We start from the raw sequence: 11,939 nt of genomic DNA, 5'->3' as shown, positions 1-11,939 counted from the left end.
CGGCATCGGTTTCGCCGCCACTGCGGTCGCTCATTTCGAGACCCCCCTGCGGTCGGTCTCGCTGCTCGCGGTTCCTGCGTCACCGCTCGCACAAGCCGAGGCCTCGCTCCGCTCGTCCTCGCAGCTCGCGGATCGCTCCGCTCCCCGCTCGTTCATTCCGAGACCTCCCTGCGGTCGGTCTCGCAGCTCGCGGTTCCTGCGTCACCGCTCGCACAAGCCGAGGCCTCGCTCCGCTCGTCCTCGCAGCTCATTCCCCGACCGCCACCGTCACGGCCTCGTCGAAGCGCTCTTTCTCACGGGCCAGTTCGTGATCGCGACCGCCCGCAATCGCCGACGCCTCGGCAATGCCGGGCCAGCCGATGAGTTCCTTCGCCCGCGAGGGCGTCGGCCCCTCGTGGTCGAGCAGCGTCTCCTTCTCGAACAGCACGACGCCGGCGTCGATTTCCTGGGCGGCCTCGTAGAGGCCCTCCTCACCTTCCTTTCGGGTTGCGGTCGCGACGAACTCGACGTCCGAGAAATCGAGGTCGAGAGCATCGAGCGCCGCCTCCCAGGCGTCGAGCACCTGCGATTTCTTCACGCCGTCGACGGTGCCCGTCCCGAGCACGACGCCGTCGGTGTTCCGCTTCATGACGGTCACGTCGTCGCCGACGAGGACGGCGCGTGGGCCGTCCAGCCGTTCGACGGCGTCGAGTTCGTCGTTCAGAACGGCGAGGTTCGTCGCCACCGTCGAATCGCCGTTGACGACGTGGCTGTCGAGCGCCTTCGCCTTCGACTCGATGCCCTGTTTGCCGGCCGCCTCGCTCGCCGTCGTCATCGCCGGGACGGCGCCCATCCGCGAGAGGTCGTGTGCGACCTGATTCGCGCCGTGGTGGCCGCCCGTAATCGGGATAGCCCACGTCAGTTCCTCGTCGACGACGACCAGTGCGGGGTCGTCCCACTTGTCGTCGAGCAGGCCCGCGGTCTTCCGCATCGCGATGCCCGAGGCCATCAGCCCGACGAAGCAGTCGTACTCGCCCCAGTGCTCCTCGAACACGTCGCCGTGGTATTCGATGATGTCGATGCGTTCGTAGTCGTCAGCCAGTTCGTCCTCGATGTCTTCCGCGACGGGCAGTTTCCGCTCGAAGCTGATGATGGCGATCTCCGCTGCGACCTCGCCATCCGAATCAGGTGTCGAGCAGTGCCCGCCGCCGCTGTCGTTGGAATCGTTGTCGGTGCTCATGTCAGTCGTCTCCCTCCGCGGTGTCGCTTTGGCTCGATTCGGACTCGGCGGGCTCGTCCGCCCGCCGATCCCCGTTGGCCCACCCGTCGTACAGATACGACCGCTCGTAGCTCTCGTCGCTGGCGCCCCGTGCCGCCCCGCCGATGACGACCATCGCCGAGGCGCGGTAGCCCGCCTCCTCGACGACGCCGCCGATAGTGGCGACCGTCCCCTCCATGACATCCTCGTCCGGCCAGGAGGCGTGATAGATGACCGCCACGGGCGTTTCGGGGTCGATGCCCTCCTCGAGCAGTCGCTCCATCGTCTCCGGGATGGCGTGAGTGCCGAGGTAGATACAGGTCGTCACGTCGCCCTTGCCGACGAACTCCGCGATGTGGTCGTCCTCGGGATCGAGCGTCTTGCCCTGCGGGCGCGTGAACGCGACGTGGTTCGCGACGCCGTTCAGCGTCAACTGCGTCCGCAACGTTGCGCTGGCGGCGAACGCCGAGGTGACGCCCGGCACGAGGTAGGTGGGGACGCCCTCGTGTTCCAGGGCGTCCATCTGCTCCAGTGCGGCGCCGTAGATGGCTGGGTCGCCGCTGTGGAGGCGGACGACCTCCCGGCCCTCCTCGTAGGCATCTGCCATTAGCGGGATCAGCTCTTCGAGGTCTTTGCCGACGCTGTTGACGAGTTCGGCGTGGGAACAGAACTCATCCAGGAGTTCGCTGTTGACCAGGGAGCCGGCGTGGACGACGAGGTCGGCGTCGGCCAGCAGCTCTCGGCCGGCGACGGTCAAAAGTCGGGGATTGCCCGGCCCGGCGCCGACGAAGGGGATGCCCTCCTGTTCGTCGCCAGCGTTGTGGTCGTCGATGCGGTCGTCGCGTTCGTCGGCCAGTCTGGCCCGCTCGGCGTCGATAGCCGCCTGCGGGTCGGTATCGGTATCACTCATGGTGTATCTCGTCTCCTGCGGATTCGGCGGCCGCCAGTTCCTCTGCGGCGATGCCGCCGTCTGCGGTCGTTTCCTGGCCGAACGCGGCGGTCGCCGGCTCCTCGCCGACACCCGGCTTCTCGGCGTAGGCGATGGTGTAGTAATCCCGTTCGTCGAGTCGGTCGGCGTCGTCCGTCACGACTGTCTCGTAGCCGTCCATGAACAGTCGCCGGCCGTAGGTGACATCGTAGCCCGCCTCAACCAGTTTCTCGTGGGTCGTGGGTACGTCGGTCACCTTGAACAGTACGAGCCGATTCGGCCCGACCGGGGCGGCGCCGTTCGCGGCCTCCCGGAGCACGAGGTCGGAGCCGGCCGTGATTTCGACGTCGAGCGCCGTCGCGAAGGCCGTCACCGTCGAGACGCCCGGTACCACTTCGAGGTCGACCTCGGGGTGGAATCGGTCGAGCGTCCGGCGCAGATGGCCGAACGTCGAGTAGACGTTCGGGTCGCCGAGCGTGACGAAGGCGGCGGTGCCTTCGGCGGCGACCGGGGCGACCTCCTCCGCGGCGGCTTTCCAGGCCCGGCGAAGTTCGTCCTCGTCGCGGGTCATCGGGAAATCGAGGTCGCCGAGCTGGGACTCCTCGACGTATTCCAGGGCGACGCTCCGTGAGAGGCGTCCGGGAGTGTAGACCACGTCGGCGTTCTCGAGTACCTCGCGGCCGCGAACCGTGATGAGTCCCGCGTCGCCGGGCCCGAGCCCGACGCCGTACAGCGTCATGTCGCACCCCCGACGACCACGTAGACGGGGTTGTCCGAGTTGAAGCTCGTCGCGCCGGCGAGCTGATACCCCGTCGAGACCTGCACCTGGACGATTTCCTCGAAGAGGCCGCGCTCCTGGAACGCTCGGACGGCGTCACCGGCAATCTCGAGCCGCGAGACGTTCATCACGATGCGGTCGACGTCCGTCTCGGCGGCGTGGTCGAGGACGGCCTCGTAGTTACGCGAGCCGCCCAAGAAGAGCGCGTCCGCGTCGTCGGGTAACTTCTCGGGCGCTTCACCCTCGATGAGTTCGATCCCATCAATGTTGTTCGCGGCGAGGTTCTTGCGGGTGGTCTCCAGTCGCTCGCCGTTCCGCTCCAGTGCCGTCACGCGGCCAGCCTGTCGGGCGGCCTCTATCGTCACCGCGCCGGTACAGGAGCCGACCTCGACGAAGTGGTCGCCCGCACCGAGTTCCAACTTCCCCAGCGTCACCGACCGAACCTCCGGCTTCGTCGGCCCGGCCTTCGCGTCGTGTGGAAGCGCTATGCGTGCCATGCGAAGTACAACTACAGCAGGCGGTAAAACAATTGTGCTTGTTCTAAGTAAAGTTTGGTTTAGAAACAGGGTGGTTGAGTTGTATAGCTGCCGCTACCCGGTCGAACGCTCGGAGAAGGGGGCCGCTACTCGTCGGCCGCGTCTCGTTCGATGTCCGCCGTCTCCATCTCGAAGTCCATGTCGCCGGCGCCGTTGCCGGTGGCGATGGCATCGATGTCGTCGAGGCCGAGCAGTTCCTGGGTCTCCGCGTCGAAATCGAGCGATTCGAGGCTCGGCCCGTCACCGCCCACGCCGTCCGTGAGATGGTTCCCGTACCGTGAGAGCAGCGAGGTGAGTTCCTGCGGGAGGACGTACGTCGTCGAGGGGCTGGTGCCGATCTCTTCGAGCGATTCCATGCCACGCTCGATGATGGCCCGTTCCCCCATCGACTCGGCGGATTTCGCCCGCAGCACCGTCGAGATAGAGTCTCCCTGTGCTTCCAGAATCTGACTCTGTTTTTCACCCTGGGCTTCGATGATGTTCGACTGCTTGTCACCCTCCGCACGCTCGATGGCGGAGCGGCGCTCCCCCTCCGCTTCCAGAATCATCGCCCGCCGCCGGCGTTCCGCGGCGGTCTGTTGCTCCATCGCACTCTGAACTTCCGGAGAGGGGTTCACCTCGCGAACCTCGACGGCCTCGACGCGGACGCCCCACTCGTCCGTCGGCCCCTCGAGTTCCCGGCGAATGCGCTCGTTGATCTTCTCACGCTGGCTGAGCGTCTCGTCCAGTTCCATGTCGCCGAGCGCCGCCCGCAACGTCGTCTGTGCGAGATTCGAGACGGCGTTCTTGTAGTCGTCCACCTCGAGGAACGCCCGCTTTGCGTCCATCACCTTGATGTAGACGACGGCGTCGGCCGTGACCGGCGAGTTGTCCCCAGTGATGGCCTCCTGGCGCGGCACGTCCATCGTCTGCGTGCGCATATCGAAGCGGTACGCCCGCGAGACGAACGGCGGGACGAGGTGGATACCGGGGTCGAGCGGCCGCCGGTACTCGCCGAACACCGTCAGCGCCCGCTTCTCGTAGGCTTCGACGATTTCGATGGCGCTGAAGACGGCCGAGATAGCGATGGCGAGCAGCGCGATGCCGGCAATGAGCCCCGGACTGACGTCGATGAGGTCGAGCCAGACGGCGCCGCCGACCGTCAACAGCGCGATCATGGTGACGAGGACACGCGCGGAGGTGCCCGCGCTCTCGCGGCCGAGTTCCCGAGCGACGCTGTCCGACATACACCCTCGTTAGGCGCGTTCACACTTCAACCCACGCCGCCAGCACGCCTCAGAGTGCCCGGTCGATAGCCTCGGCCGTCGCGTCGCCCACGCCGTCGATGCTCGCCAACTCCTCGTGGGAGGCGGCCCGGATGCCGTCGACGCTGCCGAACCGCCGGAGCAGCCGGTTCCGGAGTTCGGGCCCGACGCCAGCCACGTCGTCGAGGGGCGTCGATACCGCATCGCGGACGGTCTGGTGGTACTGGACGGCGAAGCGGTGGGCCTCATCGCGCACGCGCTGGAGGAGATGAAGCGCCGGGTCGTCGCCGTCCCAATCGTGGACACCGCTGTCGGTGATGACGAGCGCTTCGTCTTTCGCCAGGGCGATGGCCAGCACGTCCCAGCCGGTCTCCGCGAGGGCGTCGCGGGCGGCGCCCAACTGCCCTTCGCCGCCGTCGATGAGCAGCAGGTCGGGGTCGGGGCGGTCGTCCCGGCCCTCGATGGCCCGGAGCGCCCGCCAGCACACCAGCGCGCGCATGTTCGCGTAGTCGTCGTTGGTCTCCTCGAGTTTCTTCCGGCGGTACGCGCCCGTCTCCGGCGACCCGTCGGCGAAGGTCACGTCGCTCCCGACGACAGCTTTCCCCTGGGCGTGGCTGACGTCGAACCCCTCGATGCGTTCGGGGCGGTCGATGCCGAGGCGTCGCGCGAGCGCCGCCGCACCGTCCGTCTCGCCGGCCTTCCTGCGGGCGTTTTTCAGCGCCAGCTCAACGAGCGTTGCTTCCCGGCCGGCCCCCGGCACGCGGACGGCGACCCCCTCCGCGTCGAGCCAGCCAGCCAGTTTCTCGTCGCCGTGATCCTCTGGCAGAAGCAACGCATCAGGGAGCGTCCGGTCGGCGTAGAACTGCGGAATGAACGCCGAAAGCACCGCAGCCACGCGCTCTTCGCCGTCCGGGGCATCGACACGGTGGCGCTCACGGTCGACCAGTTTGCCGTCCTCGCTGTGCAGGCGGGCGACCGTCGCGGAATCGCCCTCGACGGCCACTCCGAGGACGTCGACGCGCTCCTCCTCTCGGCTGATGACGGCCGCTCCGCCGCCCTCGTGGAACGCCTCGACGGCGTCGAGTTTGTCGCGCAGTGCGGCGGCCCGCTCGAATGCCTGCTCCTGGGAAGCGGTTTCCATCCGCCGCCGGATCGGTTCCGCGAGCACGCCCGTCTCGCCCTCAAGGAACCGGACGGCAGATTCCGTGTCTTCGAGGTACGCCTCTGTGCTGATTTCGTCGGTACAGGGCGCCGTGCACAGCCCCATCTCGTAGTCGAGACACGGCCGGTCGCGGTTGGCGTATTTGTGGTCGGAACAGCCCCGAAGCCCGTACGTCTCCCGGAGCGCTTTGACGACTGCTTCGACCCGCCCCTTGTTCGTGAACGGGCCGAAGACGGTCGCGCCGTCGTCCGGGTCGCGCGTCACCTCGATGCGCGGGAACTCGTGGTCGGTCAACTGCACCAGCGGGTAGGATTTGTCGTCCTTGAGTCGGACGTTGTACCGCGGCTGGTGGCGCTTGATGAGGTTGGCTTCGAGCAAAAGCGCCTGTGTCTCCGTATCCGTGACGGCGAAATCGACGCGTTCTGCGGCCTCGACCATCCGTCGGATTCGCTCGCTGTGCGGGTCAGCATAGGAGCGTACCCGGTCACGAAGGTCGACGGCCTTGCCGACGTAGAGCACCCGCTCGTCCGCCTCGAACTGGTAGACGCCAGGCTCCCGTGGCAAGCCGTTCGCGCGCTCCCGCACCGCACCCGCGTCCATGTCCGTGTCTAGTCGTGAAGCGGTATCAGCGTGACGCGTTCACCCCGGAGCGCCACGTACAAACCGCCCGCAGCCTCAAAGACAGCAATGACCGACACGGAGCAGCTGTGGCTCGTCGAGCGCACCTACACCGACCGCGACATCGTCGTACTCGTGTACGCGACGCCGGAGGGCGACCGAAGACGCCGGAAAGAACTCGCCTCGACGATGCTGCAACGGACGACCGTGACGGCAGCTATCGAGGCCGACCCCGACCAACTGGAGCCGGTCGACGACGAGGCGACGCGGGAGCGCTACGCCACCGAGGTCGAGCGTGTTCGGACCGACTACGACCCGAATGACCCTATCTAACACGCCGCAAGAAAGCCTCAAGGCCTATAATCCGTCGGTTTGAAGCCGGTATCGATATGGCCGCTATCGAATTGGACGACGTACAGAAGTCGTTTGGCGACGTGCAGGCATTGCGCGGCGTCGACCTTGATGTCGAGGAAGGCGAGATATTCGGCTTCCTTGGCCCGAACGGGGCCGGGAAGTCGACCACCATCAACATCATCCTCGATTTCGTCCGGCCGGATTCGGGCACTGCCCGCATCCTCGGACACGACGCGCGCGAGGAGAGTGTTGCCGTCCGGGAGCGAACCGGCGTCCTCCCGGAGGGGTTCGACCTCTACGAGCGGCTCACCGCTCGTGAACATCTGGAGTTCGCCATCGACTCGAAAGAGGCGGACGACGACCCTTACCCGCTGCTCGAACGGGTCGGACTGGAGGACGCCGCCGACCGGAAGGCCGGTGGCTTCTCGACCGGAATGCGACAGCGCCTCGCGCTCGCGATGGCGCTCGTCGGCGACCCCGACCTCCTCATCCTCGACGAACCCTCCTCGGGGCTCGACCCCAACGGCGCCCGCGAACTCCGGAACATCGTCGAACAGGAGGCCGAAAACGGCGCGACGGTCTTCTTCTCCAGTCACATCCTCGGACAGGTCGAATCCGTCTGTGACCGCGTCGGCATCATCCGTGAGGGCGAACTCGTCGCCGTCGACACCATCGACGGGCTCCGTGAGAACGTCGCTGGCGGCTCGACGCTCGTCGTCGAGGTCGACCAGGTGCCGGACGACGTGGCCCACCGGCTGAAGAGCATGGAGGGCGTCTCCGACGTGACTGTCGACGGCACGACGCTCCGGGTCGCCTGCGACAGCGAATCGAAGATGGACGTCATCTCTGAGCTGGAGGCTCTCGGCGCGACGGTATCCGACTTCTCGACGGAGGAAGCGCCGCTCGAAGACCTCTTCGCCGCCTACACGGAGGGGAATGCATGAGCTGGCTGGCCGTCGCCGAGAAGGATTTCCACGACGCGATTCGCTCGCGGCTGATGATTGGCGTCGCTGTTCTGTTCGTGCTGTTCACCGTCGGCGGCGTCGCCGGTGGCTCCGCGCTCGGCCTCGCCGGCGGGGATGCCCTCGGGCTGATTCTCCAATTGATGCTGCTCGCAACGGGGACGTTCGTCCCCATCATCGCCATCGCGGTCTCCTACCGGGCCATCGCGGGCGAACTGGAGAGCGGAAGCCTGAAACTGCTGTTGTCGCTACCGAACTCCCGAAGCGACATCGTCATTGGAAAGTTCCTCGGCCGCTCGGCCGTCGTGGGACTGGCCGTCGTCATCGGCTTCCTCGCGATGTTGATCGCCAGCGCCGCCGCCTTCGACAGCGGCTTCGACATCAACGTCTTCTTCGCGTACATGTTGTCGACGCTCCTTTTGGCCCTGGTGTTCGTCAGCATCGCCGTGAGCGTCTCGGCGTTCACCGCCTCGACGTTCCCGGCCGCGCTCGGGTCGTTCGGCATCTTCGTCCTCTTCCAGTACGCCTGGACGTTCGTCATCCGCATCCTGCTGTACGCCGCTAACGGCTTCGAGCGGCCCGGAATCGGCCAGGCGCCGCCGGACTGGGCCGAAGTCGTCTTCGTCTTGAACCCGACGAACGCCTACAGCCAGGCGACCCGGTGGCTTCTCAACCGCGTCTCCGACAGCCAACAGGCCCAGCAGGCCCAGCAGGCCGCCGATTCATTCTACCTCGAACCGTGGTTCGGCTTCATCGTCCTCGCCATCTGGATCTTCGTGCCGCTTGCGGTCGGCTACCTCCGCTTCGAATCGGTAGACCTGTAGGCTGAGTGCTTTTTTTTGCCGCCCGAGCTGTCGGCCAGCCGTCGAACGACCGTCTGACACCAGTTTCACCCTGCTTCCCTCTTGCGATTATACTTTCAGTCCGCATGCACGGGTTTTATGATGCTACCTCCCCCAAATCCAGTTGCACACGCTCCTTCCCCTTTCTGACCGACACCGCCCAGCGGCGGCGCTCGTCGGAAGGCATACCACCCACGCCGGAGTAGTTGTGTTCATGCTCGAACTCGCGGACGTGACCGCGGCCCGCGACCGCGTCGCCCAGACGGCGCGGGACACGCCGCTCGAATACTCAAACACGTTCTCGAAGCGCACCGACGCCGACGTCCATCTGAAACTCGAGAACTTCCAGCGCACCGGCTCGTTCAAGATTCGCGGTGCGACGAACAAGATCGCGCTGCTCGACGAGACCGAACGCGAGGCCGGCGTCGTCACCGCAAGCGCCGGCAATCACGCCCAAGGCGTCGCTCTGGCGGCCACGCGAGCCGGCGTCGACGCCACCATCGTCATGCCGGAGTACGCGCCCATCTCGAAGATCAACGCGACCCGCGAGTACGGCGCCGAGGTCGTCCTCCACGGCGTCGACTACGACACGGCCGCCGAGCGCGCCCACGAAATCGAGCGTGAGGAGAACCGAACGTACGTCCACGCCTTCGACGACCCCGCTGTGATGGCCGGGCAGGGAACCATCGGCCTCGAAATCGTCGAGGAATGCCCGGGCGTCGACACGGTCGTCGTTCCCATCGGCGGCGGCGGCCTCATCGCCGGCATCGCGACCGCAGTGAAAGCCAAGACGGACGCCCGCGTCGTCGGCGTGCAGGCAGAGGGCGCCTCGAGCGTCGCCGAATCCCTCCAGAAGGGCTCGGTCGTCGAGCGCGACTCCGTCGACACCATTGCGGACGGCATCGCCACCCGCAAGGTCGGCGACCAGACGTTCGAGGTCATCGAAGAGCGCGTCGACGAGGTCGTCACCGTTACCGACCCCGAAATCGCGAACGCGGTCACCTCGCTCTTGGAGCGTTCGAAAACGCTCGTCGAAGGCGCTGGTGCCGTCCCGCTTGCGGCCGTCCTCGAAGAGCGCTTCGAGTACGAGGACGGCGAGACCATCGTCCCGGCCCTCTGCGGCGGCAACATCGACCTCAACGTCCTCACGACCGTTATCACGCGCGGGCTCGTCGAGCGCGGCCGGTTCCTCCGCATCCGGACGGTGCTCAAAGACCGTCCCGGTGCTCTCCAGGATCTGGTCGACCTGCTCGCCGACTACCGTACCAACATCTACGCCATCGAGCACGACCGCGCCTCGAAGGATATCGCGATGAACGCCGCCGAGGTCGAACTCGACCTCGAAACGCGGGGCCACGAACACGTTCTGGAATTGCTCAACGCCCTGGAAGCCGAGGGCTACGAAGTCGACGTGTTGGTCTGAACCGGGCGGTGCGACTCCCGAGTGTGAAAACACAGCGAAGAACGAGCCGATTCAGAACTGGGGGACGAGCGGTGCGGTTACCTCGAGTTCGTCGTAGCGCTTCGGGGCGCCGCCGTCGGCGCGGAGCGTGTCGGTGGACGTTTGTCGAGGCATCACCGGAACCATCGGCTCGATTTCGTCGTTCGTCATCTACCTACACGTCAAAACTCCACAGTAATAAACCTCATGAATGTTAGTGCAGTTCCGGCAATACCTGCCGTGCGGTCACGGAAGCCAGTCGACGAACGACCCTTCGATGAGCGTCTCGGACTGGTTATCGATGTATTCGGCCTGCATTCCCCACACTGCCTGTGGGAACGGCTCGCCGCGCCCGACGGCCTCGGCGACCTGCTCGTGTTTCCAGCGTGCGGGCGTCACCCGGCGATCGACGCGCTCTCTGAGCGGCTGGATGTAGCGGTTCGCCTCCTCGGCGTCCAATCCTCGAAGCTCTAGGCCGTCGCGGGCGAGCTCGAACAGCTCGGCGTAGAGCTCCTCGGTATCGGTCGTCTCCAGCCCGTCGGCGGTAATCCACCGCAGTTCGGCGTCGAGGCCGTCACGAACGGCCGCGTAGAAGTTCTCGCGAGCGGTTGCCCAGTCCTGGTCGTAAATCGGGTGTTCGCGCCGCGGGAGACTCTCAAGCAGGCCGGCGAACACCGCAAGCAACGAGACGGTGTCGTGGGCCGTCGGCTGGGCCGGGAGCGGCCGGAACTCGATGCGGGCGTTGGCTGCCTCCCGTGTTGGCCCGTCGAACACGGGCCGAACCCACCGCCAGAAGCTCCCGTGTTTCTGCCGAAAGTGGACGAACTCATCGTCGAACCGCCCCCACGAGTCCAGCAGCGCAGGCACGACGGTCTCGTCGTCTGCGACCCGCGCCAGCGCCTGGTCGATGTCGTCGATGTCTTTCGGGAACGTCACCTTCTCGCTGTCGGCGGGATTGAGCACCGACTCGAACACCGGCACCCGATTCTCCATCCAGCACTCCGTGAGGATGTCGTCCGGACTGGCGTTGTAGAGGTCGGGTGGGAAGAACGGCGAATTGACTGACATGGCGAGCAGCGGCCCCGCGATTCGTAGCGCATACCGGAACTTCTCCGGCAGGTCGTGGGCGTGTGACACCTGGTAGTGGGGCTGAATCGACGTGATGAGGCTCTCCGGCATCACCGTGTCCGCGGCCAGCGAGACGTGCGGGGCCTCCAGTCGCAGCTCCGCGCCGTACGCCGTGTTCGCCATCGCGTGGTACCGGACGGCTGCCGACATGTTCGTCGCCATCCGGATGCCGCCCTCTTCGATACTGTCGGTGAGATACTGCGAGGCCGTCTCGCCGATGGGTGGCACCGTCCACATGCCGTCGCTGACGAGCGACATCCCCTCGCGAGCGACCTCCTGTTGGGCGGCGTCGAGCTTCGCCTGCACCTCCGCCTCCTGGGCCCGGAGGCCATACGGCGAGAGCGGCTGCGGCTGGGTCGACAGCTCGGCGTTGTGCAATCCGAGTTCCTTCTCGAAGCCGATGTATTCGAGCAGCCGCCGCGGGACGCGCATGAGGGCGTCCGTTTCGGCGTTGACGGCGTAGAACTCGCATTCGAGGCCGACGATGGCCTGGGGGTTGTCGAAGGTTCCGTCGGCTATCTCCTCCCGCAGCGCTTCGACCTCCTCGTCGACCCGCGACGCGAACTCCGACCCGTCGATGTCCAGTGCCTCCTGCACCTGCGCCGCGAGTTCTGAGGCCTTCATACCCACACATCACGCCGGCATCGGTGTTGAAACGTGTGGGTCGAACCCCCCGTCCGAGCCTGTGGATATAATTGGAGCCGCCGCG

General features: G+C 66.3%; 12 protein-coding genes. 4 read left to right on the top strand and 8 right to left on the bottom strand.

What is annotated here, in order from left to right:
* Positions 1–247: 247 nt before the first annotated feature.
* The 6 genes from cbiG to ACI8UR_RS03110 all read right to left on the bottom strand — a co-directional run bounded on the left by cbiG (position 248) and on the right by ACI8UR_RS03110 (position 6,485).
* Positions 248–1,219, bottom strand: coding sequence for a cobalt-precorrin 5A hydrolase (cbiG, locus tag ACI8UR_RS03135; RefSeq protein ID WP_411715191.1), 972 nt, complete (start codon positions 1,217–1,219; stop codon positions 248–250).
* 1 nt (position 1,220) lies between these two features.
* Positions 1,221–2,147: a cobalt-precorrin-4/precorrin-4 C(11)-methyltransferase gene (locus tag ACI8UR_RS03130; protein ID WP_411715192.1), complete on the bottom strand. Its 927-nt coding sequence runs from the start codon at positions 2,145–2,147 to the stop codon at positions 1,221–1,223.
* Positions 2,140–2,904: a cobalt-factor II C(20)-methyltransferase gene (locus ACI8UR_RS03125; protein ID WP_411715193.1), complete on the bottom strand. Its 765-nt coding sequence runs from the start codon at positions 2,902–2,904 to the stop codon at positions 2,140–2,142. The genes ACI8UR_RS03130 and ACI8UR_RS03125 overlap by 8 nt, the downstream gene beginning before the upstream one ends.
* A complete protein-coding gene (gene cbiT / locus ACI8UR_RS03120; RefSeq protein ID WP_411715194.1) occupies positions 2,901–3,440 on the bottom strand; it encodes a precorrin-6Y C5,15-methyltransferase (decarboxylating) subunit CbiT in 540 nt (179 codons plus the stop codon). The genes ACI8UR_RS03125 and cbiT overlap by 4 nt, the downstream gene beginning before the upstream one ends.
* A 125-nt stretch (positions 3,441–3,565) precedes the next feature.
* Entirely contained in the window at positions 3,566–4,705 is a 1,140-nt protein-coding gene (locus tag ACI8UR_RS03115) for an SPFH domain-containing protein (RefSeq protein WP_411715195.1), read from the bottom strand.
* A gap of 49 nt (positions 4,706–4,754) precedes the next feature.
* Complete coding sequence (locus tag ACI8UR_RS03110; RefSeq protein WP_411715196.1) at positions 4,755–6,485, bottom strand: excinuclease ABC subunit C; 1,731 nt, start codon at positions 6,483–6,485, stop codon at positions 4,755–4,757.
* An 87-nt stretch (positions 6,486–6,572) separates the two neighbouring features.
* On the opposite strand from ACI8UR_RS03110, the gene ACI8UR_RS03105 reads away from it, so the two are divergent.
* The 4 genes from ACI8UR_RS03105 (at position 6,573) to ilvA (ending at position 10,084) form a co-directional block, all read left to right on the top strand.
* Positions 6,573–6,836 (top strand): hypothetical protein, encoded by a 264-nt coding sequence (locus tag ACI8UR_RS03105; RefSeq protein WP_411715197.1) that lies wholly within the window; start codon positions 6,573–6,575, stop codon positions 6,834–6,836.
* 56 nt (positions 6,837–6,892) lie between these two features.
* Positions 6,893–7,801, top strand: coding sequence for an ABC transporter ATP-binding protein (locus ACI8UR_RS03100; RefSeq protein WP_411715198.1), 909 nt, complete (start codon positions 6,893–6,895; stop codon positions 7,799–7,801).
* Entirely contained in the window at positions 7,798–8,643 is an 846-nt protein-coding gene (locus ACI8UR_RS03095) for an ABC transporter permease subunit (protein ID WP_411715199.1), read from the top strand. The genes ACI8UR_RS03100 and ACI8UR_RS03095 overlap by 4 nt, the downstream gene beginning before the upstream one ends.
* Positions 8,644–8,875: 232 nt before the next feature.
* Positions 8,876–10,084 carry a threonine ammonia-lyase gene (gene ilvA, locus ACI8UR_RS03090; RefSeq protein WP_411715200.1) on the top strand — a complete coding sequence of 403 codons (1,209 nt, stop codon included), beginning with the start codon at positions 8,876–8,878 and terminating at the stop codon, positions 10,082–10,084.
* A 51-nt stretch (positions 10,085–10,135) separates the two neighbouring features.
* Here ilvA and ACI8UR_RS03085 read toward each other — a convergent pair whose 3' ends face one another.
* Both ACI8UR_RS03085 and ACI8UR_RS03080 read right to left on the bottom strand, forming a co-directional pair.
* Entirely contained in the window at positions 10,136–10,273 is a 138-nt protein-coding gene (locus ACI8UR_RS03085) for a hypothetical protein (RefSeq protein ID WP_411715201.1), read from the bottom strand.
* Between the two features lie 75 nt (positions 10,274–10,348).
* Positions 10,349–11,854: a hypothetical protein gene (locus tag ACI8UR_RS03080; RefSeq protein WP_415087543.1), complete on the bottom strand. Its 1,506-nt coding sequence runs from the start codon at positions 11,852–11,854 to the stop codon at positions 10,349–10,351.
* Positions 11,855–11,939 lie beyond the last annotated feature (85 nt).

It is taken from the genome of Natronomonas sp., from assembly GCF_047616845.1.
Taxonomy (GTDB): Archaea; Halobacteriota; Halobacteria; order Halobacteriales; family Haloarculaceae; genus Natronomonas.
This window is presented reverse-complemented; position numbering and strand designations above follow the sequence as displayed.